Genomic DNA, 21335 nt, shown 5'->3' on the forward strand with positions numbered 1-21335 from the left:
TGGGGTAAGCGTCGCTTGGAAAGTGGCGCGTCACCCGAAAGTTGTCCGCCCTAGGGCGGGCAACCCGTAGGGTGGGGTTTCACCCCACCTTCTTAAAACTGGTCCTCGAACTTCTTCGCCAGGTCCTCGATGTTGTCCGGCGGCCAGTCCTCGACATCCATGCCAAGGTGCAGGCCCATGCCCGACAGCACTTCCTTGATCTCGTTCAGCGACTTGCGGCCAAAGTTCGGCGTGCGCAGCATCTCGGCTTCGGTCTTCTGGATGAGGTCGCCGATATAGACGATGTTGTCGTTCTTCAGGCAGTTCGCCGACCGCACCGACAGTTCCAGCTCGTCCACTTTCTTCAGCAGCAGCGGGTTGAACTCCAGGCCGTCGTCGTCGTCCTGGCGCTGCGCCGATTCCGGCTCTTCGAAGTTCACGAAGATCGACAGCTGATCCTGCAGGATACGCGCGGCAAAGGCCACGGCGTCTTCCGGCGTCAGCGAGCCATCGGTCGTCAGCTTCATCGTCAGCTTGTCATAGTCCAGGACCTGGCCTTCGCGCGTGGGCTGCACGTCATAGCTGACCTTCACCACCGGCGAATAGATCGCGTCGATGGCAATCAGGCCAATCGGCGCGTCTTCCGGCTTGTTCTTGTCGGCGGCGACATAGCCCTTGCCCTGGTTCACCGTCAGTTCCATGAACAGGTCCGCGCCCTCGTCGAGGTGGCAGATCACATGTTCCTTGTTCAGGATCTCGATGCCCGCGCTGTCGGCAATGTCACCCGCGGTCACAACGCCCGGCCCCTTGGCCGAGATCGACAGGCGCTTGGGCCCTTCGACTTCCATGCGGATCGCGACACCCTTGAGGTTCAGCACCACATCTGTCACGTCTTCACGGACACCGGCAATGCTGGAAAACTCGTGCAGCACGTTGTCGATCTGCACGCTGGTAATCGCCGCACCCTGAAGGCTCGACAGCAGCACGCGGCGCAGCGCGTTGCCCATCGTCAGGCCAAAGCCACGCTCCAGCGGTTCGGCCACGACGGTCGCCTGGCGCAGCGGGTCGTTGCCCGGCTTCACCTCAAGCTGCGTCGGCTTGATCAATTCTGCCCAGTTCTTATGGATCATGCGGTCCCTCCATCCTTGTCCCCGGCCCCATGTCCATAGGCCTCCGAGACGCTCGAGGTTTCAAAATAACGGAATGGGGCCGTGAAAATTCACGCGGCCCCACCCAGAAAATCGGTCTCAGACCCGACGACGCTTCGGCGGGCGGCAACCATTGTGGGCAATCGGCGTCACGTCGCGGATCGACGTGATGTTGAAGCCGACGGCAGCCAGGGCGCGCAGCGCGCTTTCGCGACCCGACCCGGGCCCCTGCACTTCGACTTCCAGCGTCTTCATGCCATGTTCCTGCGCCTTGCGGCCGGCATCTTCGGCGGCCATCTGGGCGGCATAGGGCGTCGACTTGCGCGACCCCTTGAAGCCCATCGTGCCGGCCGAGGACCACGCGATCGCGTTGCCCTGCACGTCCGAGATCAGGATCTTGGTGTTGTTGAACGAGCTGTTCACATGCGCCACGCCCGTGGCAATGTTCTTGGAGACCTTCTTCTTGGTCCGGCGGGTATCTCGTGCCATTCTGTCAGCCCTCCCTTACTTCTTCTTGCCGGCAATGGCCTTCGCGGGGCCTTTGCGCGTGCGTGCGTTGGTATGGGTGCGCTGTCCGCGAACCGGCAGGTTCCGGCGGTGGCGCAGGCCGCGATAGCAACCAAGATCCATCAGGCGCTTGACGTTCATCTGCACTTCGCGGCGCAGGTCGCCTTCGACCATGTAGTTGGCGTCGATATGCTCGCGCATGGCGACCACTTCGGTGTCGCTCAGCTCGTTGACCCGGCGGGTCAGGTCGATATTGACGGCCTCGCAGATGGCCTTGGCCGAGGATTGGCCGATTCCGGTGATGTAGGTCAGGGCGATCGGGACCCGTTTGTGGGTCGGGATGTTAACGCCGGCGATACGTGCCACGTGTCATGTCCTTTCGTTGCGGGTCCGTAGCTCCAGACCCTTTTTTCACAACGTAGGCCCGAGGCGATTGCTCCGGGCCGCAGCTGAATTCAGGTGATCGATTCTTAGGCGGGCGCGACCCGCGCGGGAATCATGTTCTCGTCAGAGATGGTGTCGTCTAGAAGCAATCGCCCGAGGCGTCAACCCTCTGTCAAGAGAATTGTGCATATCGGCAAAACCTCAAGGTTTAAAGGCCATTCGGCACGGGCGCACAGGCGGCGTTCAGCCTTCCAACGCGCCCGCGATGCGGGCCTTGACCTCGTCGATCTCGCCCAGCCCGTCGATCGTCTCCAGATCGCCCTTGGCATAGTAATACCCGATCAGCGGCGAGGTCTTCTTGTAGTACTCCATCAGCCGCTGCTTGAGGCTGTCCTCGTTGTCGTCCGCCCGGCGCTTCACGTCCGTCGAGCCGCAATTGGCACATTTGCCATCCGCGGGCCACGGCTTGGTGATGTCGTTATAGACCGCGCCGCACCCGCCACAGGTCGAGCGTGCCGTGATGCGCTGCACCAGCGCCTCGTCATCCACCCGCATCTCCACGACCGCATCGAGGGTCTGGCCTGTCTCGGCCAGCAGTTCCGCCAGCGCGTCGGCCTGTGCCAGCGTCCGGGGAAACCCGTCAAAGATGAAGCCCCCGCCATTCTCGCCGTTGATCTTCTCGCGAATGAGACCGATCACGATTTCGTCCGTCACAAGCTCGCCACGCGCCATCACGTCGGCCACGACCTTGCCCATCTCGGTGCCGCTGTCCTTGGCCTCGCGCAGCATGTCGCCCGTCGAAAGCTGGGTCATGCCCCGCTCCTCGACCAGGATGTGTGCTTGCGTGCCTTTACCGGCCCCCGGCGGTCCGAGAAGTATGATATTCATCGACGTCCTGTCCCTTTTCTGCGCGACCGTTTACGGCCCTTGCCGCTCAACTGCGACTTTTCGATCAGGCCCTCGTACTGGTGCGCCAGAAGATGCGACTGGACCTGCTGGATCGTGTCCATGGTCACCGATACCACGATGAGGACCGAGGTGCCGCCAAAATAGAAAGGTATGGAAAACTGTCCACGCAGGATTTCCGGGAGGAGACAAACTGCCGCAAGGTAAGCCGAGCCCAGTACCAGGATGCGCGTCACCACGTATTCCAGGTATTCCGCCGTCTTCTTGCCGGGGCGGATGCCGGGAACAAAGCCGTTCTGGTTCTTCAGGTTGTCGGCCACGTCATCGGGCTTGAACGCCACGTTGTAGGTATAGAAATAGGCGAAGAACACGATCATCACCGTGAAGAACACCAGATAGAGCGGCTGCCCGGGCCCGAAATAGGCCAGCAGGGTCGACATGAACGGGCCGGTATCGCTGCCCGAAAAGGTGCTGACCGTGGCCGGCAACAGCAGCAGCGACGAGGCAAAGATCGCCGGGATCACGCCCGCCGGGTTCACCTTGACCGGCAGGTGGCTCGACCCGCCGTCGTAGACCTTCATGCCCACCTGGCGGCGCGGATACTGGATGTGGATCTTGCGCAAACTGCGCTCCATGAACACCACGAAGGCGATCGTCGCCACGACCATCACGATCACCCCGATGATCACCGCCGGGCTGATCGCGCCCGACCGGCCACTGGCAAAGAACTGCGCCAGCGCGGCGGGCACTTCGGCGATGATGCCCACGAAGATGATCAGCGAAATGCCGTTACCCACGCCCCGCGCGGTGATCTGCTCACCCAGCCACATCAGGAACATCGTGCCCCCGACCAGCGTGATCATGCAGCTTGCGATAAAGAAGAACCCGGGGTTCGAGGCCAGATCCCCCGCCTGCAACGACGCGGCCAGACCATAGGATTGCAACGTGGCCAGGAACACCGTGCCATAGCGCGTGTACTGGTTGATCTTCTTGCGCCCCTGCTCGCCCTCTTTCTTCAGCTGCTCCAATGCCGGCACCATGGCCGTCATCAGCTGCACGATGATCGAGGCCGAGATATAGGGCATGATCCCCAGCGCGAAGACACCCATCCGTCCCAGCGCCCCGCCGGTGAACATCGACAGCATCCCGCCGATCGACGATGCCGCGCCTTCCATGAAGTTGCGCAGCTCTGCCCCGTCGATGCCCGGCACCGGGATATAGGTCCCGATCCGGTAGACGATAAGCAGGCCGATGGTGAAGAAGATGCGCTTGCGAAGCTCGGTGGCCTTGCCCAGGGCGGACCAGCTCGTGTTCGCCGCCATTTGTTCTGCTGCAGATACCATGCGGATCTCTTTTTTATGCAAACGCCGCCTAGGCCGTTTTCCGGCCAGGCGGCGTTTATAAGGAAAACTAGGGGTGTATGTAAGGGGCGAGACGCCCGCTCACAACCTCTTATTCAGCCGCCTTTGCGCTCGCCACGTTCAGCGAACCACCGGCTTTCTCGACCGCGTCGACTGCCGATTTCGATGCGCCAGTGACGTCCAGCGTCAGCTTCGCCGTCACTTCACCCTTCGCCAGGATGCGCACACCGTCCAGCTTGCGGCGCACCAGGCCGCTTTCAACCAGCGTGTCCTCGGTGATGGTGGACCCTGCGTCGATCTTCTTGGCGTCGACGAATTTCTGGATCATACCCAGGTTCACGACGGCGAATTTCTTGCGGTTAGGCTTGTTGAAGCCGCGCTTGGGCAGCCGTTGATACAGCGGCATCTGGCCGCCTTCATACCCGTTGATCGCCACGCCCGAACGGGATTTCTGACCCTTGATACCACGGCCACCGGTCTTGCCCATGCCAGAGCCAGGGCCACGTCCGATACGTTTCTTGCGTTTGGTCGCGCCTTCGTTGTCGCGCAGTTCATTCAGTTTCATGTCGCTTCTCCTAAGCCGGATGTGACCCCCGAAGCGATAGGGCCAACCACGGCATGTCTTGGTTCATGTGAATCGGGTCATGTCTGACCACCGGGGGCGTATAGACCCGTTGTGCCGGCCGATCAAGGGGCGATGTCCCGGTCGCGTCAGGCCTCTGCCCGCTCTTGCGAAAACAGCCCCGAAAGCTGCATCGACAAGTGCGCAGTCTGGAATGGCTTTTCGATCACTGGCGCCCGGAACCCAAGTTCGTGTACCACGTCCGGGCTGTGGGCCGTGACCAGCGCATAGGGCACCTTTCGCGCCTCCAGCGACGCCACCAACGGTTGGCAACTTTGCCCGCCAAGGTCGATATCCAGCACGACGCAGTCCAACTGCCCGGAACGATCTTGCACAAACCGCAGCGCATCGCTCAGCGTCTGAACCCGGCCAACCACGCTGAACCCGCATTCGTCCAGCGTGCACGCGATGTCCTCGCCGATCAACGGGTCGTCCTCGACCACCAGGACCCGCCGCAGCACGCCATGGCCGGGCACGACCGGTGTCGCGGCGACGGTTGCGATGCTGCCGTCGCTTTCAGCGTCCGGCTGCATCAAATCAAGATCATCGCCCCGGCCCGCCTGCGCGTCCGGATGGGAAACTAAACTTTGAACTTCATTTTCGGAATGTGCCTTCATAAGGCAGCATATAACCGTATTCCGAAAATTTACTAATGATTTCATTGCCTTAATATGACAACATTCCTCAAGTAGAGTAAAATGCAAATACTGTTCAACTTGAGTAACACACTCAGCTTGACTAAGCTGAGTATAGGCCTAAGTAAGCATTCATGATCTCGGAAGGATCGAAGGATGCCCGATTCCAACTCCAAACGCTTGGAAAGATTACAAGTCATGATCTCGGACGACGAGCTCAAGGCGCTCGACGACTGGCGGTTCAAGGCCCACATGCCCAGCCGGGCGGCGGCCGTGCGCGAGTTGCTCAAGCGCGGATTGGCCGCCGAAGGGTATTTCAGTATCGCAGGTGGCGGTTCGGCCTCCAAGGATTTCGGCGTGATCTCCGCCGACCGCGGCAAACCCTCCTCCGGCGAATAGTCCCGTAGGGTGGGTGATAACCCACCATACCCCCGCTCAAATACCGAGTTCATTCAAGCGAATGCGCGCGCATTCTTCAGATGCCGCTCCACCAGCCGCCGGCCCCGTCCGCCCTGCGCAAACAGCCGCGCGGGCACGTCGCCCCTTGCCGCGGTCCGACTGGCACCCAGCATTGCAAGCGCCGCGCTTTGCGCGCTGCGCAACGTCTTCATCGCTTCCTGCCCGCGATAGAGGCTCTCGGCGCCGACACCGTTGGCGAACAGCACCTCGTGCCGGTCCATCACCACGTGGTAATAGTCCACACCTCCGTCGCGCGGGTCCGTCTCTACCCCCGTCACGCCCCGCAGGAATTTCGCCGGCAACAGCACTTCGGACTGGCCGAACATCCGCTGCGCGATTTTCGATCTGACAAGGATGCGATGCTGCGGCGACACCACCAGCGGCGCGTCGGGCAGGCCCTGCCCCAGCGCCCCGGCGGATATGCGGATCGGACGCACGTGCGGGTTTCGCGCCAGCGACGCGGCGTTGATCGCGTGATGATCAAGCCAGCGCACCGGGCGCGGCCCGTGATCGGCGGTCAGCACCAGATCCCCTGGCGCCAGCGTCTCGATCGGCCGGGCGCCACCCTCCGCCACCGCGATCATCGTCCCGGCGGCGAAACACACCACGTTCACCTCGTCATCCATTGTCCCGATCACCGCCGCGTCGTTGCCGGCCACATCGGTGATCCCGCCGGTCGTCACCGACTGAACGGTCAGGTCGCCATAACTGTCGTTGGGCAGGATGAAATACCGCGTCGTGCCCCCGTTCGACACGGTCAGGAACATCACATCCAGATTGTCTTCGTTTTGCGGGCCAAAGCTGCGCGTGCTGCCGTCACCCAGCAGGAGACTGCCTGACGATGACGGCTCCTGGATCAGATCGATGGTATAGGTCGTCCCGCCAATCGAGATCAGGTCGCCCTCGTCGAATTCCCCGTCGTCCAGTTCCGTGCCGCTGGCGCCGTCGACCACGCCAAGCAGGTTCCCATTCTCCTCCGAATAGGTCGTGTTCGCGCTGATGATCGTGACCTCGAGCAGGTCATATATGCTCGCCATTGCCCGTTTGCCTTTGCACGAGGCGGCCCAGCGTCACCGCAAAATGCGGGTCTGGCTCAATCCCCGATCGCCATGTGAATTTCTAGGGCATTGGCTTTAAAGCCCGGTTAACGAGAAATGCGTCTGGCGGAGCGCCGGTGCATCTGCGGCAGTTACAGACCATCGACCACGATCCCGGGATGGGCCGAGTTTTTGCCACGGCACCCTGCTGAAATCCGCAGCCGACGTGGCGCGAAGCGACAAATGGCGCCACGGGCAGCGCGCTGTCCGTTAATCGGTCGGGGGCCGACACCGGCACCGTCGCGATACCGATGGGAATACCGACGCAATACCGACGTGGGTTTCGCTGTATTCGCGGCATTAACGTTCGAGTCACCACGCAACCTTTGCCCTTCCGGCCGCCCGCACCTACATTCATCCCATGCGCGCCGTTCTTACCCTCATCGCTCTTGTCTGCCTTTTGTCCGGCACCGCCCGCGCTGCTGACGGACGGCCCGATCCCGGCCTGATGTGGAACCGCACCGGCCTGCCCCTCACCTTTCCTTTGCAGGTCAAAAGCCCGCCCGGCGCGGACTATATCGTCACGCTGACAGACAACGAAACCGACACCCAAGCGCTTGCCGCCTATATCCGCGGCGGCGTCTTCTTCCGCGTTCTCGTGCCGCCCGGAACCTATCGCCTGCGCTTCGATTACGGAACGGTCTGGCACAGCGCCGAGGAACGCTTCGCCGGCCAGAAGACCCTCCACCTCGACACTCCGCTCACATTTGAAACGCGTGGTATCGGGCGCAAGGCAGGCCACCTTGTCGACCTCACCGAAATGGACCTCGATCAGAACACAGCGGCGGCCCCTCGCACCCAAGAACAGGTGTTTTGCCAGGTCTCCCGCACCGAGATCCGTCCCAACTGTCGCCTGGGCGATGACGCCTGCGAACCGACTGGAACGTCGGACGGTTACACGTCACCCTATGGCATCCATTCGCGCTACGACTTCACCCGCGAAAGCTATACGCGCCTGTGTGATTGACGCGCATCATCACGCCGGATCCGGCGCCGCCTCTGCCTTGTTCTGATCTTCCCGTCCCGTCAGGGCAGGCGTGAAAATGCAGATGAACCGCAGGTTGGTTTCCGCCCGCACGATATGCGGATCGTTCTGGTCCAGCACGTACATCACGCCGGGCTCCAGCGGCCACACTTCGCCGGTGGTCTCGTTCTCCACCTCGCCCTTCCCCTCGATGCAGTAATTGGTCTCGATGTGGTCCTTGTATTCCAGCAACTGCACGGTTCCGGCCTTCACGATCGTGTCGTGAAACGAATAGCCCAGATCGTCCCGGGCCAGCAAAAGCCGCCTGCTTTCAAAGGCCTCACCCTTGGCGTGGTCCTCCGTCCCGATAACCTCTTCCAACGTCTTAACGAACATCTTGTGTCTCCTTAAAAGGGCCAGTCTTGATTTCAGACCCGCCGCGATGTCTCATCTGAATATGAAACGCGTCCTGCTGACAACGCTTACCGCACTGACCTGTGCGCTGCCCGCGGTGCCGCGGGCCGTGGCGCAGGACTGCAGCCGCGACGCGATGCTGGTCTTTGACGGCTCGGCCTCCATGGCCGAACTCGGCTTCGATCAGACCGCCCCCACCCGGATCGAGGACGCCCGCACCGCCCTCCGCCGCGCCCTGCCCCAGATCGCGCCGGTGCGCCGCGTAGGCCTTCTGACTTATGGCCCCGGCCCCGAAGGCTCCTGCGATGGCATCAAGCTGAAATTCCCGCCTGTCACGGACGCGGCCCAACCCATCATCGACGCCATCGACCTGATGGACCCGGCCGGCCTGACGCCCCTGACCGAAGCCGTGGCCGAGGCCGCCCGCGTCCTGAACCACACCACCACTCCGGGTATCGTCGTGCTGGTGACCGACGGCAACGAAACCTGCGGCGGCCGACCCTGCGCGCTCGGGGCCGAACTTGCCGCCACCTCCGCCAACCTCACCGTGCATGTCATCGGCTTCCGCGTCGTGGCCGACCCTTTCGCCTGGGACAGCCCCGAGGCCGGGATCTACACCGATGGCTCCTCCATCGCCCGCTGCATCTCGGACCAGACCGGCGGCATGTACGTGGCGACCGATACGGTTGACGAGTTGACCGAGGCGCTCCGCAAGACCTTGGGGTGTGCGCTGATCGGATAGCGCGGATCGCGACGTCAAGGGTTCGTCAATTTCGGTACTGTTTCATGTCCCCGGCAAAGGCTTGCCGTATCCAAAGCACGACCTACAAAAAACAACACGTATTAACCTTGTCTCAACAAAGGTTAATATCGTCGAAACGAAAACACCCCGGCCATCTCTGACCGGGGTGCCAAACTCGTAGGGTGGGTGAAAACCCACCGAGGCCTCAGCCCTTTTCTTCAATGATCTCCACAAGGTGCGGGATCTTGTTGATCATGCCACGGACCGACGGCGTGTCTTCCAGCTCACAGGTCCGGTGCATCTTGTTCAGGCCCAGCCCGATCAGCGTCTTGCGCTGGATCTCGGGGCGGCGGATGGGCGAGCCCACCTGCTTGACGACGATGGTCTTTGCCATGGGTTACGCCTCCTCTGCGACGTGGGACGACTCGGCCGGGGCCTCGTCACGCTTGGGCAGGATGTCGGCGACCTTCTTGCCGCGACGCTGTGCGACCATGCGCGGGCTGGTCTCTTTCTGCAGGCCGTTCAGGGTCGCACGGATCATGTTGTAGGGGTTCTGCGAGCCCGTCGACTTCGCGACAACGTCCTGAACGCCCAGCATCTCGAACACGGCCCGCATCGGACCACCGGCGATGATACCGGTACCGGTCGGCGCGGTGCGCATGACGACCTTGCCGGCGCCCCAGCGACCTTCCATGTCGTGGTGCAGCGTGCGGCCTTCGCGCAGCGGCACGCGGATCATCTGGCGCTTGGCCTGCTCGGTGGCCTTGCGGATGGCCTCGGGGACCTCCTTGGCCTTGCCCTTGCCGAAGCCGACACGGCCCTTCTGGTCGCCCACGACGACGAGCGCGGCAAAGCCGAAGCGCTTACCACCCTTCACGGTTTTCGAAACACGGTTGATCGCAACCAGGCGATCGGCGAATTCCGGGGTTTCGTCGCGATCGCGACCCCCACGGCGATTGTCATCTCTTGCCATACGCGGCGTCCTTTCTGCGGGCCTTTGCCCTTTGATGTATCAATCCAAGTCCGCCCATGGGGCGTCCGGATCATCGAGGCGATTCACCCGCCTGCAACGTTGTGGTGGGTCGAAGCCCCACCCTACGCAAACCACGTAGGGTGGGATTTCACCCCACCTAGATCTTCAGGCCACCCTCACGGGCGGCATCGGCCAGCGCCTTGATCCGGCCGTGGAAGAGGAACCCACCACGGTCGAACTGCGCCTCGGTCACGCCTGCCTTCTTGGCGCGTTCCGCGATGGTCGCGCCGATCTTGGCCGCCGCTTCCAACGTGTTTTTGCCGACAAAACCCAGATCCTTTTCCAGGGTCGAGGCCGAGGCCAGGGTCGTGCCCTTCACGTCGTCGATCAGCTGCACGCTCATGTTCTTGGACGAACGGTGCACCGAAAGACGGGGGCGGCCGGCATTGACCTTGCGAAGTTTGCTCCGGACGCGCATACGGCGTTTCTGGAACAGTTGTCTCTTGCTGTTTGCCATTTTCTCGCGTCCTTACTTCTTCTTGCCTTCCTTCTGGAAGATGTACTCGCCCTTGTAGCGGATGCCCTTGCCCTTGTAGGGCTCGGGGCGCCGCCAGTCGCGGATATTGGCCGCGACCTGACCGACGAGTTGCTTGTCATGGCCTTCAACCACCAGTTCGGTGGGCTTGGGCGCGGTGACAGTCACACCTTCCGGAACTTCGAAATCCACATCGTGGCTCAGGCCCAGGTTCAGCTTCAGGATATTACCCTGCATCTGAGCCCGGTAGCCCACGCCGCGGATCTCCAGCTCCTGCTTGAACGGCTCGCGCGAGCCGTGCACCAGGTTGGCGACGATGGTGCGGGTCATGCCCCACTGCTGACGGGCGCGCTTGGACTTGCCGCGCGGCGTCACCGTGATGGCGCCTTCGCCCACTTCGATCGACACGTCGTCGGTCGCCGTGAAGCTTTTGGTCGCCTTGGGGCCTTTGACCTCGATGGTCTGGCCCGAAACGGTGGCGGAAACGCCATCGGGCAGGGCCACGGGTTGTTTACCGATACGAGACATTACACAGGCCTCCTTAGAATACCGTGCAAAGCACTTCGCCGCCAACGTTCTGGCTGCGCGCGTTCGCGTCCGACATCACACCCTTGGAGGTGGAGACAATCGACACGCCCAGGCCCTGACGGACCGACGGGATGTCATTGACGCCCATGTAAACCCGGCGACCGGGCTTGGAGACCCGCTTCATCTCGCGGATCACGGGGGCGCCTTCGAAATACTTCAGGCTCACTTCAAGGGCCGGGTGGCCCTTGTCGTCCGTGGCGCTCTCGTAACCACGGATGTAGCCTTCGTCGGCCAGCACATCCAGAACGCGCACGCGCATCTTGGAGGCGGGGACCATGACGGTGGACTTGCCACGCATACCTGCGTTCCGCAGGCGGGTGAGCATATCGCCGATAGGATCGTTCATCTCATATCCCTCCTTACCAGCTCGACTTGACCATACCGGGCAGCTGACCCGACGAGCCAAGGTCGCGCAGGGCGATCCGGCTGATCTTCAGCTTGCGGTAATAGGCATGCGGCCGGCCGGTCAGCTGGCAGCGGTTATGCAGGCGGGTGGCCGAGCTGTTGCGCGGCAGTTGCGCCAGTTTCAGGGAGGCCCGGAAGCGGTCTTCCATCGGCTTTTCCTGGTCGTTGATGATCTCTTTCAAAGCGGCCCGCTTGGCGGCGTATTGCTTCACCAGGCGCTGACGCTTCTTCTCGCGTTCGATCATTGCTTTTTTAGCCATGTTTCAAATTCCTCGCGATTAGCTGTTGAAGGGCATGTTGAAGTGCTTCAACAGCGCCTTGGCTTCAGCGTCGGTCGGCGCCGTGGTTGCGATGATGACATCGATGCCCCAGACTTCGTCGACCTTGTCGAAGTTGATTTCGGGGAAAACGATGTGCTCCTTGATGCCCATGGCATAGTTGCCGTTGCCATCGAACGACTTGCCCGACACACCGCGGAAGTCGCGGATCCGCGGCATCGCCACGGTGATCAGACGGTCAAGGAATTCGTACATGCGGTTGCCGCGCAGGGTCACCTTGGCGCCCAGTGGCATGCCTTCACGCACCCGGAACCCGGCGATCGAGTTCTTGGCCGTCGTGATAACGGCGTGCTGGCCGGCGATGGTGGACAGGTCTTCCTGGGCCGACTTGGCCTTCTTGGAATCCTTCACCGCTTCGGCGCCGCAGCCGATGTTCAGGACGATCTTGTCCAGGCGCGGGATCTGCATGTCGTTGGTATAGCCGAACTCTTCCTTCAGCGCCGCCTTGATGGTGTCGCGGAACTGTTGGCGCAGACGCGGGGTGTAATTTTCAGTATCAAGCATCGATCACGTCCCCCGTGGTCTTGGCGTAACGCACCTTCTTGTCGCCTTCCATCTTGAAGCCGACGCGGGTGGGTTTGCCGTTGGCGTCGACAAAGGCCAGGTTGCTGATGTCGATCGGCAGCGCCTTGGGCAGGCGTCCGCCCTGGCTTTGCTGGCTCTGGCGGGTGTGGCGGATGGCCATGTTCACACCATCGACAACGGCCTTGCCGGCCTTGGGATCGACAGACGTGATCGTGCCTTCCTTGCCCTTGTCCTTGCCGGACAGGACGACGACCTTGTCGCCTTTTTTCAGTTTGGCAGCCATGTCACAGCACCTCCGGGGCGAGCGAAATGATCTTCATGAAGTTCTTCGCGCGAAGTTCACGAACCACCGGTCCGAAGATACGCGTGCCCACCGGCTCACCTGCGTTGTTCAGGATCACGGCGGCGTTGCGGTCAAAGCGGATGGCGGTGCCGTCTTCACGGCGGATCTCTTTGGCGGTGCGCACGACGACGGCCTTGCGGACGTCACCTTTCTTCACGCGGCCGCGCGGGATGGCTTCCTTCACCGAGACGACGATGATGTCGCCCACGGACGCATATTTGCGCTTGGAACCACCCAGGACCTTGATGCACTGCACCCGGCGTGCGCCGGAGTTGTCAGCAACATCCAGATTGGTCTGCATCTGGATCATTAGGTTTCTCCCGACCTAAGGGGTCAGCCTTTCCGGCGTCTTGGCCCCATGGTTTCGATCAAACCGAAAGGTTCTTTGGCCTAGGCCTCAAGAACCTCCCAGCGTTTCGTTTTCGATTTCGGCGCACATTCGATGATGCGAACAGAGTCACCGACCTTGAAAGCGTTCTTCTCATCGTGAGCCCGGTACTTCTTGGACTTACGAATGGTCTTTTGCAGCACCGGGTGCTTGAAGCGACGCTCGACCGAAACGGTGACGGTCTGGGCGTTTGCGTCGGAGGTCACGACGCCTTGCAGGATGCGCTTGGGCATGGTGGCTCTCCTTATTCAGCAGCCGAGGCGGCTTTTTCGTTCAGCACGGTTTTCACACGTGCCACATCGCGACGGACCGTTCTGATCCGCGCAGGGTTTTCCAGCGACCCTGTCGCTGCCTGAAAGCGCAGGTTGAACTGCTCTTTCTTCAGGTTGGACAACTCCTCGCGAAGCTGGTCCGGCGTCTTGTCACGCAATTCGGTGGCGTTCATGGCCATCGTCCCTTCTCAAAACACCGGCCGGCCCCTGCTCGATGGCTCAGGGTCACACGGTTTCCCCGGTGGATGAATGTCAAAAACGAATCCCCGCGAAACGCGGGGACCCGTGGATTGGGGCCGTATAAGGGAGGTTCCCCATCAGGGCAAGGGAAAGTTTGACATAACTGCGGAAACGGCTTCGCGCTGCCAAACCGACCGCGCCGACAGTTCCACGTGACACCTATGTCTAACTTGTCAGGTCGGCCTCTCAAAGCGTGAGATGTGCACGCGGCGCAACACCTGCGCCGGACAACAGAGGAGGAGAATATTATGTCCAGCCCGTATTCAGGAGGCTGCGATCACGTCAAGGTGACCGCCAGCGCCGAACCGATCGACAACCACGAGTGCCATTGCAACGTCTGCAAGAACGTCACCGGCCAGCACACGACCCACGTGGCCTTCTTCAACTGGGGCGACCTCAAGGCCGAGGGCGGCGAGATGAAGCGCCAGCCCTTCAACGCCGACAACCCCGACGGCCCGCTGGAGCTCTGCACCTGCGCCGATTGCGGCGCCGCGCTGATGCTGGATGACAAGCAAAAGCGTATCCGCGTGGCCGTGCCCAACGTCATGGGCTATGACGACGCGGCCTTCCCTGATGCGACGTATCACGCGTTCTGGGACGAAAGCAAAGGCTACGCCAAGCCCGACGATGGCCGCCCCGTCTATGACGGCCTGCGACCGGAATTCAGCTGGCCGCAGCCTGCGGCCTGACTGTCTGGCCCTGCCGCGCGATCGGCGGGGCCTACCCCCAGGCGTAGTTGAAACTCACGCTGATCCGTTCATCCTCGGACATGTTCATCGGCACCTCGTGCCGCAGCCAGCTTTCCCAAAGCAGCACGTCGCCCACATTGGGTTTGGCATAGATGAAGGTCCGCAACTCTTCCCGCGCGTCCTTCTTTCGCCCGGGCGCCGCCATCATCCGGGCGGAACGCGGGTCCTCCAGCTTCAACGCGCTGGCGCCGTCCGGCATCGCCACGTAGGTCGTCCCGGAAATCACCGAATGCGGATGCAGATGCGACGAATGCGTCCCGCCCTCGGGCAGGATGTTGATCCAGATATCCTCGAGCTTCAGTTCCCGCCCGTCCAGGTCGAATTCCAGGTCTTCCGCAAAAGCCGCCACATGCGCATCCAGCGATTTGACAAGGTCCGCGAAAATCGGAAACCGCCACGGCAGGTCGGTCAGCGAGGCATAGGACGTATAGCCCGGATACCCGTTCTCCTCGCACCATTCCTGCCCCGCCTCGTCATCTTCGGCGATGGCATAGCACGACGCCTCCATTTCATCCGGGTCAATGCGGGGGCCCTGCTCCGACAGGGCGGCACGGTAAAGGCGGGTCACGAAGAGAGATTTGATATCAGCCATGCCCGCGTCTTATCGCGCGTCCTGCCGAAGGCAAGGATTTCTTCAGGTCTTTGCCCCATAACGCCACCAGCACAAGAAGGGGGCAAGCATGAACCGAACCATCGCGGCGTCCGGCCTCTGCGTCGGCCTGGGCCTTGCCGGCCCCGTTACGGCGGACCCAGCCACCGGCAGCCTCTTCGCCGCGCGTCAGCCACTTTTCTCGATGCAAACGGACACCCGTGATGCCCACTCCTCCGCCAGCCTCTTTGTCGACAGGGCCGACGGCGGTCTCTTCGCCGCCCTGCCCGGCCGCCTCGATGCGCCCCTGCGCCACGGCGGGACCAAGGCCACCCGTCTGCGCGACCTGATCGCGCGGGCCGAGGCCGGGCGCGCGGGCTATGATGCGGTCCAGCACGGCGCGCGCGTCAAGCCACCCCGCCGCCCCACCGACATGACCCTGCAAGACATCTACGACTGGATCGAGGCCACCCCCGGCCAGCCTCACGCCATCGGCCGGTACCAGTTCATACCACCGACGCTGCGCCACTCCGCCACGCGCCTCGATCTGCCCGCCAGCACCCGGTTCAGCGCTGCGGTGCAGGACCGGCTTGCCGACCTGCTGCTGGGGGACGCAGGGCTGATGAAGGTCAAGGCGGGCGAAATGACCGTGGACACGTTCATGCTGAACCTCGCCAAGATCTGGGCCGGCCTGCCCATCCCCTCGGGCCGCAGCTATTACGACGGGGTCGCGGGCAACAAGGCGACGATGACCTACGAGGCCTACGCGCACCAGGTGCGCGGCATACTGGGCGGGTGATATCACATCGCGCCCCCCGTCCCGGGCCTGACCCGGGACCTCCCGTAGGGTGGGTGAAACCCACCATACCTGCCAAAGGAAAACCCCCGCCGAGCTCTCGACGGGGGTCTTTTTTCTCTACCGCGGTGCGGCTGCAAGTGACTGCGTCAATCGCTTTCCCGCACTCGTGAGGATTGGATTACCAATCCTCGCGGACCACGACGCGGGTCTTGACCGGCAGTTTCATCGCCGCGAGGCGCAGGGCCTCCATGGCAACTGCCTCACCGACACCGTCGATCTCGAACATCACGCGGCCGGGCTTGACCTTGCAAGCCCAGAAATCGACCGAGCCCTTACCTTTACCCATCCGAACTTCGACGGGTTTGGAGGTCACGGGCGTGTCCGGGAAGATCCGGATCCAGACGCGGCCCTGACGCTTCATGTGACGCGTCATGGCACGACGGGCTGCCTCGATCTGACGGGCGGTCACGCGCTCGGGCGTGGTCGCTTTCAGGCCGTAAGTGCCAAAGTTCAGATCAGAGCCGCCCTTGGCCTCGCCCTTGATCCGGCCCTTGAACATCTTACGGAATTTAGTGCGCTTTGGTTGAAGCATTTCTCATCCTCCTCAGCGGCGGCCGCCACCAGCACCACGAGGTGCCGGGCCGTCCTGAAGTTCCTGCGCCTTGCGATCCCGGGCTGCCGGATCATGTTCCATGATCTCGCCCTTGAAGATCCAGACCTTGATGCCGATGATCCCGTAGGGTGTGCTGGCCTCGATATTGGCGTAATCGATGTCGGCACGCAGCGTGTGCAGCGGAACCCGGCCCTCGCGGTACCATTCGGTCCGTGCGATCTCGGCACCGCCCAGGCGGCCCGCGACGTTGACCCGGATACCCAGGGCCCCCATGCGCATGGCGTTCTGCACGGCACGTTTCATCGCGCGGCGGAACGACACACGACGCTCAAGCTGCTGGGCGATGCTTTCACCCACCAGGGCCGCGTCCAGTTCCGGCTTGCGAACCTCGACGATGTTCAGGTGCAGTTCGCTGTCGGTCATCGCCGCCAGCTTCTTGCGCAGGGTCTCGATATCGGCGCCTTTCTTGCCGATGATCACGCCGGGGCGCGCGGTGTGCACCGTAACGCGGCACTTCTTGTGCGGACGCTCGATGATCACGCGGCTGATGCCGGCCTGCTTGCACTCTTTCTTGATGAAATCACGGATCGCGATGTCTTCCAGCAGAAGATCACCGTAATCCTTGGTGTCGGCGTACCAGCGGCTGTCCCAGGTGCGGTTCACCTGCAGGCGCATGCCGATCGGATTGACTTTGTTACCCATTAGGCTTGCTCCTCGACTTCACGCACCTTGATGGTGATCTCTGAGAACGGCTTCAGAATGCGGCCGAACCGTCCACGCGCACGCGGGCGACCGCGTTTCATGATCAGGTTCTTGCCCACATAGGCCTCGGCCACGATCAGATCGTCGACATCCAGGTTGTGGTTGTTCTCGGCGTTGGCCACGGCGGACTGAAGACATTTCTTCACGTCCTGCGCGATCCGCTTCTTCGAGAAGGTAAGATCGTTCAGCGCCTTGTCCACCTTCTTGCCACGGATCATCGCGGCCACCAGGTTGAGTTTCTGCGGGCTGGTGCGAAGCATGCGCAGTTTTGCCATCGCTTCGTTGTCAGCCACGCGGCGGGGGTTCTTTTCCTTGCCCATGACTTACTTCCGCTTCGCTTTTTTATCGGCGGCGTGCCCGTAATAGGTACGGGTCGGCGCGTATTCACCGAATTTCTGACCGATCATATCTTCCGACACGTTGACGGGGATATGCTTGTGACCATTGTACACGCCAAACGTCAGGCCCACGAACTGGGGCAGGATCGTCGAACGGCGCGACCAGATCTTGATGACTTCGTTGCGCCCCGACTCGCGCGATGCTTCGGCCTTTTTCAGGACGTAGGCATCGACGAAGGGGCCTTTCCATACAGAGCGGCTCATGTGTTAACGGCCCTTCTTCCTGGCGTGACGCGAGCGGATGATCAGCTTCTGCGACGCCTTGTTCTTGTTACGGGTGCGCGCACCCTTCGTCGGCTTGCCCCAGGGCGTCACCGGGTGACGACCACCCGAGGTCCGGCCCTCACCACCACCATGGGGGTGGTCGATCGGGTTCATGACGACACCACGCACGGACGGGCGAATGCCCTTGTGGCGCATGCGGCCGGCCTTGCCGTAGTTCTGGTTGCTGTTGTCGGGGTTCGACACGGCACCAACGGTCGCCATGCACTCCTGACGCACCATGCGCAGCTCGCCCGAGGACAGGCGGATCTGGGCATAGCCACCGTCGCGGCCCACGAACTGGGCATACGTGCCGGCGGCACGTGCGATCTGGCCGCCCTTGCCGGGCTTCAGCTCGATGTTGTGAACGATCGTGCCGATCGGCATGCCCTGGAACGGCATCGCGTTGCCGGGCTTGATGTCGGCCTTCGGCGAGGCGACGACGCTGTCACCCACGGCCAGGCGCTGCGGCGCAAGGATGTAGGCTTGTTCGCCATCTTCGTATTTGATCAGCGCGATAAAGGCCGTCCGGTTCGGGTCGTATTCGATCCGCTCGACGGTTGCGGCCACGTCGATCTTGTTGCGTTTGAAATCAACGATCCGGTAAAGGCGTTTGGCGCCACCCCCGCGACGACGCGAGGTAATCCGCCCGGTGTTGTTCCGGCCGCCCGATTTCGTCAGACCCTCGGTGAGGGCTTTGACGGGACGTCCTTTCCACAGCTCCGAACGGTCGATCAGCACCAGCCCGCGCTGGCCCGGCGTCGTCGGCTTGTACGACTTGAGTGCCATGCTTTCTGTCTTCCGTTTAGCAAACGGCGAAACCGGAATGTCCAGCTCCACCTATGTAGGGTGGGTTTCAAACCCACCGTGGTTATAGGCCCCCTTAGGTGCCCGGTTCAGGTGTTCTTGCGAACAACGGCAAAGCCCCGGACGAATCCGGGGCCTTGCGGATGGGGTCGTTTACGAAAGACCACCCCTCGGGTCAAGCCTTTCCCCCAAAGAAAAACCCCGGCCACGCCTGCGCCCGGGGTTCACGATTTTCAAAGGCCGGCGGTGTTGCCGCCAGGCGCCTTATGCCAGCGCGATGTTGACGGCGCTTTCGCGTCCGTCACGGCCGGATTCCAGGTCATAGGTGACCTTCTGATCGTCGGCCAGGCCGGTCAAGCCCGAGCGCTCGACGGCCGAGATGTGAACGAAGACGTCCTTGCCGCCCGATTCCGGTGCGATAAAGCCGTAGCCTTTGGTGGTGTTGAACCATTTCACGGTGCCGTTGGCCATTTCCGTGTCTCCTTTAGATGTTGCTGCCCGCAGTATGCGGCAGCTTGGCGGCGTCATGACAAGATCGAAAGCCAGTCGCCGTAAAGGAGAAAGGGTCGATAGGTAGTAACGTAGCACTGCCCATATGGGCGCTCAGGTGATTCACGTCAATGAAAATCACTGGAGTCCCATGTCCGCGCACTGATTTAAGGCGATAAAACGCCGCGGCGCGCCAAACGGAAAACCCCCGCCGATCTCTCGACGGGGGCCAATCTCGTAGGGTGGGTTTTCAACCCACCATGGCTCAGAGGCCGGTCGTCACGTCGATCGTGTTGCCCTCTTCGAGCGTCACGTAAGCTTTCTTGACGTCCTTGCGGCGGCCCATGATGCCACGGAACCGCTTCTGCTTGCCCTTGGTGATGGACGTGTTGACCGCTTTCACCTTCACACCAAAGAGCGCCTCGACGGCCTCCTTGATCTGGGGTTTCGCGGCGTCCATCGCCACCTCGAAGACAACGGCGTTCGCTTCCGACGCCATCGTGGCCTTCTCGGTGATCACCGGCTTGCGGATCACATCGTAATGTTCTGCTTTCGCGCTCATTTCAACCGAGCCTCCAGTGCTTCGACACCCGCCTTGGTCAGCACGAGCGTGTCGCGCTTTAGGATGTCGTATACGTTCGCGCCCATGCTGGGCAGCACGTCCAGACCGTCGATGTTGGCCGCGGCGCGGGCAAAGCCCTCGTTCACCTCGGCGCCGTCGATGATCAGTGCGCGCTTCCAGCCCAGATCCTTGACCTGCTTGGCCAGTTCCTTGGTCTTGGCGGCACCTTCGGCGGCCTCGATCACGACCAGCTCACCCGCCTTGGCCTTGGCCGACAGCGCGTGTTTCAGGCCCAGCTGACGCACCTTCTTGGGCAGGTCATGCGCGTGGCTGCGCGGGACCGGACCCTTGTAGATGCCGCCCTTACGGAAGATCGGCGCATTGCGGTCACCGTGGCGTGCGCCGCCGGTGCCCTTCTGGCGGTAGATCTTCTTGGTCGAATAGCTGGTCTCGGACCGGGTCTTGACCTTGTGGGTGCCCTGCTGCGCCTTGTTGCGCTGCCAGCGGACGACACGGTGCAGGATGTCGGCACGCGGATCGAGATCGAAGATCTCGCCCGAGAGCTCGACCGAACCGGCCTTGCCGCCGTCGAGTTTGATCACGTCGAGTTTCATTCCTCACCGTCCTTCTTCTCTTCGCCGGCATCATCGGACTTGTCGGCCTCGATTTCGGCTTCGGCTTCCTGCAGCGCGGCCGCTTCCTGGGCTGCCTGCTCTTCGGCCAGGCGCTGTGCTTCGGCCTCGGCCTCTGCGGCTGCCGCGGCTGCGGCTTCTTCAGCGGCTTTCTCTGCTTCGGCCGCGGCCGATTTCAGAGCGGCGGGCAGGATGGCGCTTTCCGGGAACGGCTTCTTCACCGCGTCCTTGATCGTCACCCAGCCACCCTTGGAGCCGGGAACCGCGCCCTTGACCATGATCAGGCCACGGTCGGCGTCGGTTTTCACCACTTGCAGGTTCTGCGTCGTCACGCGGGCGGCGCCCATGTGACCGGCCATTTTCTTGCCCTTGAACACCTTGCCAGGGTCCTGACACTGGCCGGTGGAGCCATGCGAGCGGTGGCTGATCGACACACCGTGGCTGGCCCGCAGACCGCCGAAGTTGTGCCGCTTCATCGCACCGGCAAAGCCTTTACCGATCGAGGTGCCGGAAACGTCCACGAACTGACCTTCGAAATAGTGGTTCGCGGTGATTTCCTCGCCCACGTCGATCATGTTCTCGGGCGCCACGCGGAATTCCGCGACCTTGCGCTTGGGTTCCACCTTGGCGACGGCGAAGTGGCCACGCAGGGCCTTCGACGTCCGTTTCGCCTTGGCGGTCCCTGCACCCAGCTGAACAGCGGCATAGCCGTGCTCTTCGGGCGTACGCTGGGCGACGACCTGCAGTTTGTCCAGTTGAAGAACGGTCACAGGAACCTGCTTGCCGTCTTCCATGAAAAGCCGGGTCATGCCGACTTTCTTTGCGATTACACCAGAGCGCAACATGTCC

General features: G+C 62.1%; 35 protein-coding genes. 5 read left to right on the forward strand and 30 right to left on the reverse strand.

From position 1 onward, the window contains the following. Window positions 1–92: 92 nt before the first annotated feature. The 7 genes from PVV74_RS06020 to PVV74_RS06050 form a co-directional block, all read right to left on the reverse strand. Complete coding sequence (locus tag PVV74_RS06020; protein ID WP_057795023.1) at window positions 93–1109, reverse strand: DNA-directed RNA polymerase subunit alpha; 1017 nt, start codon at window positions 1107–1109, stop codon at window positions 93–95. Between the two features lie 117 nt (window positions 1110–1226). After that, entirely contained in the window at window positions 1227–1616 is a 390-nt protein-coding gene (gene rpsK / locus PVV74_RS06025; protein ID WP_007817184.1) for a 30S ribosomal protein S11, read from the reverse strand. Between the two features lie 15 nt (window positions 1617–1631). After that, window positions 1632–2000 carry a 30S ribosomal protein S13 gene (gene rpsM, locus PVV74_RS06030; RefSeq protein WP_103762161.1) on the reverse strand — a complete coding sequence of 123 codons (369 nt, stop codon included), beginning with the start codon at window positions 1998–2000 and terminating at the stop codon, window positions 1632–1634. A gap of 261 nt (window positions 2001–2261) precedes the next feature. Then, entirely contained in the window at window positions 2262–2906 is a 645-nt protein-coding gene (locus PVV74_RS06035; RefSeq protein WP_274592588.1) for an adenylate kinase, read from the reverse strand. Further along, a complete protein-coding gene (gene secY, locus PVV74_RS06040) occupies window positions 2903–4267 on the reverse strand; it encodes a preprotein translocase subunit SecY (RefSeq protein ID WP_103762159.1) in 1365 nt (454 codons plus the stop codon). The genes PVV74_RS06035 and secY overlap by 4 nt, the downstream gene beginning before the upstream one ends. A gap of 109 nt (window positions 4268–4376) precedes the next feature. Then, a complete protein-coding gene (rplO, locus tag PVV74_RS06045) occupies window positions 4377–4850 on the reverse strand; it encodes a 50S ribosomal protein L15 (RefSeq protein WP_103762158.1) in 474 nt (157 codons plus the stop codon). A gap of 146 nt (window positions 4851–4996) precedes the next feature. Then, window positions 4997–5440: a response regulator gene (locus tag PVV74_RS06050; RefSeq protein ID WP_274592589.1), complete on the reverse strand. Its 444-nt coding sequence runs from the start codon at window positions 5438–5440 to the stop codon at window positions 4997–4999. 258 nt (window positions 5441–5698) lie between these two features. Between PVV74_RS06050 and PVV74_RS06055 the strand changes: the two genes are divergently transcribed. Continuing rightward, a complete protein-coding gene (locus tag PVV74_RS06055; RefSeq protein ID WP_103762156.1) occupies window positions 5699–5941 on the forward strand; it encodes a hypothetical protein in 243 nt (80 codons plus the stop codon). A gap of 53 nt (window positions 5942–5994) precedes the next feature. Here the strand turns inward: PVV74_RS06055 and PVV74_RS06060 are convergent, their stop codons facing one another. Then, window positions 5995–7038, reverse strand: a complete 1044-nt coding sequence (locus tag PVV74_RS06060) for a Hint domain-containing protein (RefSeq protein WP_274592590.1) — start codon at window positions 7036–7038, stop codon at window positions 5995–5997. A gap of 421 nt (window positions 7039–7459) precedes the next feature. On the opposite strand from PVV74_RS06060, the gene PVV74_RS06065 reads away from it, so the two are divergent. Further along, window positions 7460–8065, forward strand: a complete 606-nt coding sequence (locus PVV74_RS06065) for a hypothetical protein (RefSeq protein WP_274592591.1) — start codon at window positions 7460–7462, stop codon at window positions 8063–8065. 9 nt (window positions 8066–8074) lie between these two features. On the opposite strand, the gene PVV74_RS06070 is transcribed toward PVV74_RS06065, so the two are convergent. Continuing rightward, a complete protein-coding gene (locus PVV74_RS06070; protein ID WP_274592592.1) occupies window positions 8075–8458 on the reverse strand; it encodes an ectoine synthase in 384 nt (127 codons plus the stop codon). A gap of 46 nt (window positions 8459–8504) precedes the next feature. Here PVV74_RS06070 and PVV74_RS06075 point away from each other — a divergent pair, with 46 nt between their 5' ends. After that, window positions 8505–9218, forward strand: coding sequence for a vWA domain-containing protein (locus PVV74_RS06075; protein WP_274592593.1), 714 nt, complete (start codon window positions 8505–8507; stop codon window positions 9216–9218). Window positions 9219–9423: 205 nt separating this feature from the next. On the opposite strand, the gene rpmD is transcribed toward PVV74_RS06075, so the two are convergent. The 11 genes from rpmD to rpmC form a co-directional block, all read right to left on the reverse strand. After that, the gene (rpmD, locus tag PVV74_RS06080) at window positions 9424–9612 is read right to left on the reverse strand and encodes a 50S ribosomal protein L30 (protein WP_274592594.1); all 189 of its coding nucleotides are present in this window, start codon (window positions 9610–9612) and stop codon (window positions 9424–9426) included. A 3-nt stretch (window positions 9613–9615) separates the two neighbouring features. Beyond that, window positions 9616–10191, reverse strand: a complete 576-nt coding sequence (gene rpsE / locus PVV74_RS06085) for a 30S ribosomal protein S5 (RefSeq protein WP_103762152.1) — start codon at window positions 10189–10191, stop codon at window positions 9616–9618. A 157-nt stretch (window positions 10192–10348) separates the two neighbouring features. Further along, window positions 10349–10708 carry a 50S ribosomal protein L18 gene (gene rplR, locus PVV74_RS06090; protein ID WP_274592595.1) on the reverse strand — a complete coding sequence of 120 codons (360 nt, stop codon included), beginning with the start codon at window positions 10706–10708 and terminating at the stop codon, window positions 10349–10351. Between the two features lie 12 nt (window positions 10709–10720). After that, complete coding sequence (gene rplF, locus PVV74_RS06095) at window positions 10721–11254, reverse strand: 50S ribosomal protein L6 (protein WP_103762150.1); 534 nt, start codon at window positions 11252–11254, stop codon at window positions 10721–10723. Between the two features lie 13 nt (window positions 11255–11267). Next, a complete protein-coding gene (gene rpsH, locus PVV74_RS06100; RefSeq protein ID WP_103762149.1) occupies window positions 11268–11660 on the reverse strand; it encodes a 30S ribosomal protein S8 in 393 nt (130 codons plus the stop codon). A 13-nt stretch (window positions 11661–11673) separates the two neighbouring features. Beyond that, entirely contained in the window at window positions 11674–11979 is a 306-nt protein-coding gene (gene rpsN, locus PVV74_RS06105) for a 30S ribosomal protein S14 (RefSeq protein ID WP_103762148.1), read from the reverse strand. Window positions 11980–11997: 18 nt separating this feature from the next. Next, entirely contained in the window at window positions 11998–12561 is a 564-nt protein-coding gene (gene rplE / locus PVV74_RS06110) for a 50S ribosomal protein L5 (protein ID WP_103762147.1), read from the reverse strand. Continuing rightward, a complete protein-coding gene (gene rplX, locus PVV74_RS06115) occupies window positions 12554–12865 on the reverse strand; it encodes a 50S ribosomal protein L24 (protein WP_057794992.1) in 312 nt (103 codons plus the stop codon). Before rplX ends, rplE begins: the two co-directional genes overlap by 8 nt. Window position 12866: 1 nt before the next feature. Further along, a complete protein-coding gene (gene rplN, locus PVV74_RS06120) occupies window positions 12867–13235 on the reverse strand; it encodes a 50S ribosomal protein L14 (protein ID WP_103762146.1) in 369 nt (122 codons plus the stop codon). Between the two features lie 80 nt (window positions 13236–13315). After that, window positions 13316–13546, reverse strand: coding sequence for a 30S ribosomal protein S17 (rpsQ, locus tag PVV74_RS06125; protein WP_103762145.1), 231 nt, complete (start codon window positions 13544–13546; stop codon window positions 13316–13318). Window positions 13547–13557: 11 nt separating this feature from the next. Further along, window positions 13558–13758 (reverse strand): 50S ribosomal protein L29, encoded by a 201-nt coding sequence (gene rpmC / locus PVV74_RS06130; RefSeq protein ID WP_057794983.1) that lies wholly within the window; start codon window positions 13756–13758, stop codon window positions 13558–13560. A 315-nt stretch (window positions 13759–14073) separates the two neighbouring features. Between rpmC and PVV74_RS06135 the strand changes: the two genes are divergently transcribed. Beyond that, window positions 14074–14514, forward strand: a complete 441-nt coding sequence (locus PVV74_RS06135; RefSeq protein WP_103762144.1) for a GFA family protein — start codon at window positions 14074–14076, stop codon at window positions 14512–14514. 31 nt (window positions 14515–14545) lie between these two features. Here the strand turns inward: PVV74_RS06135 and PVV74_RS06140 are convergent, their stop codons facing one another. Continuing rightward, complete coding sequence (locus PVV74_RS06140) at window positions 14546–15166, reverse strand: 2OG-Fe(II) oxygenase family protein (RefSeq protein ID WP_103762143.1); 621 nt, start codon at window positions 15164–15166, stop codon at window positions 14546–14548. An 88-nt stretch (window positions 15167–15254) separates the two neighbouring features. On the opposite strand from PVV74_RS06140, the gene PVV74_RS06145 reads away from it, so the two are divergent. Next, complete coding sequence (locus PVV74_RS06145) at window positions 15255–15962, forward strand: hypothetical protein (RefSeq protein WP_274592596.1); 708 nt, start codon at window positions 15255–15257, stop codon at window positions 15960–15962. Between the two features lie 178 nt (window positions 15963–16140). Here the strand turns inward: PVV74_RS06145 and rplP are convergent, their stop codons facing one another. From rplP to rplC, 9 genes are all read right to left on the reverse strand, one after another. After that, window positions 16141–16554: a 50S ribosomal protein L16 gene (gene rplP / locus PVV74_RS06150; protein WP_103762141.1), complete on the reverse strand. Its 414-nt coding sequence runs from the start codon at window positions 16552–16554 to the stop codon at window positions 16141–16143. Window positions 16555–16566: 12 nt separating this feature from the next. Further along, window positions 16567–17277: a 30S ribosomal protein S3 gene (gene rpsC / locus PVV74_RS06155; protein ID WP_103762140.1), complete on the reverse strand. Its 711-nt coding sequence runs from the start codon at window positions 17275–17277 to the stop codon at window positions 16567–16569. Continuing rightward, entirely contained in the window at window positions 17277–17657 is a 381-nt protein-coding gene (gene rplV, locus PVV74_RS06160; protein ID WP_103762139.1) for a 50S ribosomal protein L22, read from the reverse strand. Before rplV ends, rpsC begins: the two co-directional genes overlap by 1 nt. Before the next feature lie 3 nt (window positions 17658–17660). After that, window positions 17661–17939 (reverse strand): 30S ribosomal protein S19, encoded by a 279-nt coding sequence (rpsS, locus tag PVV74_RS06165; protein ID WP_057794973.1) that lies wholly within the window; start codon window positions 17937–17939, stop codon window positions 17661–17663. A gap of 3 nt (window positions 17940–17942) precedes the next feature. After that, entirely contained in the window at window positions 17943–18785 is an 843-nt protein-coding gene (gene rplB / locus PVV74_RS06170; protein WP_103762138.1) for a 50S ribosomal protein L2, read from the reverse strand. A 282-nt stretch (window positions 18786–19067) separates the two neighbouring features. Next, window positions 19068–19274: a cold-shock protein gene (locus PVV74_RS06175; RefSeq protein ID WP_057794967.1), complete on the reverse strand. Its 207-nt coding sequence runs from the start codon at window positions 19272–19274 to the stop codon at window positions 19068–19070. Window positions 19275–19557: 283 nt separating this feature from the next. Then, window positions 19558–19854: a 50S ribosomal protein L23 gene (locus tag PVV74_RS06180; protein WP_103762137.1), complete on the reverse strand. Its 297-nt coding sequence runs from the start codon at window positions 19852–19854 to the stop codon at window positions 19558–19560. Next, on the reverse strand, window positions 19851–20468 hold the full coding sequence (gene rplD, locus PVV74_RS06185; protein ID WP_103762136.1) for a 50S ribosomal protein L4: 618 nt from the start codon (window positions 20466–20468) through the stop codon (window positions 19851–19853). The genes PVV74_RS06180 and rplD overlap by 4 nt, the downstream gene beginning before the upstream one ends. Then, window positions 20465–21331, reverse strand: a complete 867-nt coding sequence (gene rplC / locus PVV74_RS06190) for a 50S ribosomal protein L3 (protein ID WP_103762135.1) — start codon at window positions 21329–21331, stop codon at window positions 20465–20467. Before rplC ends, rplD begins: the two co-directional genes overlap by 4 nt. Window positions 21332–21335 lie beyond the last annotated feature (4 nt).

The sequence above is a fragment of the Roseovarius sp. SK2 genome (assembly GCF_028807495.1).
GTDB classification, from domain to species: domain Bacteria; phylum Pseudomonadota; class Alphaproteobacteria; order Rhodobacterales; family Rhodobacteraceae; genus Roseovarius; species Roseovarius confluentis.

Excerpts from the sequence above, each read along its gene's own strand:
- rplD (WP_103762136.1), bottom strand. The coding sequence starts at position 20,468 with ATGAAACTCGACGTGATCAAACTCGACGGCGGCAAGGCCGGTTCGGTC.
- rpsE (WP_103762152.1), bottom strand. The coding sequence starts at position 10,191 with ATGGCAAGAGATGACAATCGCCGTGGGGGTCGCGATCGCGACGAAACC.
- PVV74_RS06075 (WP_274592593.1), top strand. The coding sequence starts at position 8,505 with ATGTCTCATCTGAATATGAAACGCGTCCTGCTGACAACGCTTACCGCA.
- PVV74_RS06055 (WP_103762156.1), top strand. The coding sequence starts at position 5,699 with ATGCCCGATTCCAACTCCAAACGCTTGGAAAGATTACAAGTCATGATC.
- PVV74_RS06035 (WP_274592588.1), bottom strand. The coding sequence starts at position 2,906 with ATGAATATCATACTTCTCGGACCGCCGGGGGCCGGTAAAGGCACGCAA.
- rplE (WP_103762147.1), bottom strand. The coding sequence starts at position 12,561 with ATGCTTGATACTGAAAATTACACCCCGCGTCTGCGCCAACAGTTCCGC.
- PVV74_RS06175 (WP_057794967.1), bottom strand. The coding sequence starts at position 19,274 with ATGGCCAACGGCACCGTGAAATGGTTCAACACCACCAAAGGCTACGGC.
- rplC (WP_103762135.1), bottom strand. The coding sequence starts at position 21,331 with ATGTTGCGCTCTGGTGTAATCGCAAAGAAAGTCGGCATGACCCGGCTT.
- rpmC (WP_057794983.1), bottom strand. The coding sequence starts at position 13,758 with ATGAACGCCACCGAATTGCGTGACAAGACGCCGGACCAGCTTCGCGAG.
- rplB (WP_103762138.1), bottom strand. The coding sequence starts at position 18,785 with ATGGCACTCAAGTCGTACAAGCCGACGACGCCGGGCCAGCGCGGGCTG.
- PVV74_RS06020 (WP_057795023.1), bottom strand. The coding sequence starts at position 1,109 with ATGATCCATAAGAACTGGGCAGAATTGATCAAGCCGACGCAGCTTGAG.
- rpsN (WP_103762148.1), bottom strand. The coding sequence starts at position 11,979 with ATGGCTAAAAAAGCAATGATCGAACGCGAGAAGAAGCGTCAGCGCCTG.
- rplV (WP_103762139.1), bottom strand. The coding sequence starts at position 17,657 with ATGGGCAAGGAAAAGAACCCCCGCCGCGTGGCTGACAACGAAGCGATG.
- secY (WP_103762159.1), bottom strand. The coding sequence starts at position 4,267 with ATGGTATCTGCAGCAGAACAAATGGCGGCGAACACGAGCTGGTCCGCC.
- PVV74_RS06140 (WP_103762143.1), bottom strand. The coding sequence starts at position 15,166 with ATGGCTGATATCAAATCTCTCTTCGTGACCCGCCTTTACCGTGCCGCC.
- PVV74_RS06050 (WP_274592589.1), bottom strand. The coding sequence starts at position 5,440 with ATGCAGCCGGACGCTGAAAGCGACGGCAGCATCGCAACCGTCGCCGCG.
- rplR (WP_274592595.1), bottom strand. The coding sequence starts at position 10,708 with ATGGCAAACAGCAAGAGACAACTGTTCCAGAAACGCCGTATGCGCGTC.
- rplX (WP_057794992.1), bottom strand. The coding sequence starts at position 12,865 with ATGGCTGCCAAACTGAAAAAAGGCGACAAGGTCGTCGTCCTGTCCGGC.
- rplF (WP_103762150.1), bottom strand. The coding sequence starts at position 11,254 with ATGTCTCGTATCGGTAAACAACCCGTGGCCCTGCCCGATGGCGTTTCC.
- rplP (WP_103762141.1), bottom strand. The coding sequence starts at position 16,554 with ATGCTTCAACCAAAGCGCACTAAATTCCGTAAGATGTTCAAGGGCCGG.
- rpsH (WP_103762149.1), bottom strand. The coding sequence starts at position 11,660 with ATGAACGATCCTATCGGCGATATGCTCACCCGCCTGCGGAACGCAGGT.
- rpsC (WP_103762140.1), bottom strand. The coding sequence starts at position 17,277 with ATGGGTAACAAAGTCAATCCGATCGGCATGCGCCTGCAGGTGAACCGC.
- rpsQ (WP_103762145.1), bottom strand. The coding sequence starts at position 13,546 with ATGCCCAAGCGCATCCTGCAAGGCGTCGTGACCTCCGACGCAAACGCC.
- rplN (WP_103762146.1), bottom strand. The coding sequence starts at position 13,235 with ATGATCCAGATGCAGACCAATCTGGATGTTGCTGACAACTCCGGCGCA.
- rpsK (WP_007817184.1), bottom strand. The coding sequence starts at position 1,616 with ATGGCACGAGATACCCGCCGGACCAAGAAGAAGGTCTCCAAGAACATT.
- rplO (WP_103762158.1), bottom strand. The coding sequence starts at position 4,850 with ATGAAACTGAATGAACTGCGCGACAACGAAGGCGCGACCAAACGCAAG.
- PVV74_RS06145 (WP_274592596.1), top strand. The coding sequence starts at position 15,255 with ATGAACCGAACCATCGCGGCGTCCGGCCTCTGCGTCGGCCTGGGCCTT.
- PVV74_RS06060 (WP_274592590.1), bottom strand. The coding sequence starts at position 7,038 with ATGGCGAGCATATATGACCTGCTCGAGGTCACGATCATCAGCGCGAAC.
- PVV74_RS06180 (WP_103762137.1), bottom strand. The coding sequence starts at position 19,854 with ATGAGCGCGAAAGCAGAACATTACGATGTGATCCGCAAGCCGGTGATC.
- rpmD (WP_274592594.1), bottom strand. The coding sequence starts at position 9,612 with ATGGCAAAGACCATCGTCGTCAAGCAGGTGGGCTCGCCCATCCGCCGC.
- rpsS (WP_057794973.1), bottom strand. The coding sequence starts at position 17,939 with ATGAGCCGCTCTGTATGGAAAGGCCCCTTCGTCGATGCCTACGTCCTG.
- PVV74_RS06070 (WP_274592592.1), bottom strand. The coding sequence starts at position 8,458 with ATGTTCGTTAAGACGTTGGAAGAGGTTATCGGGACGGAGGACCACGCC.
- PVV74_RS06065 (WP_274592591.1), top strand. The coding sequence starts at position 7,460 with ATGCGCGCCGTTCTTACCCTCATCGCTCTTGTCTGCCTTTTGTCCGGC.
- PVV74_RS06135 (WP_103762144.1), top strand. The coding sequence starts at position 14,074 with ATGTCCAGCCCGTATTCAGGAGGCTGCGATCACGTCAAGGTGACCGCC.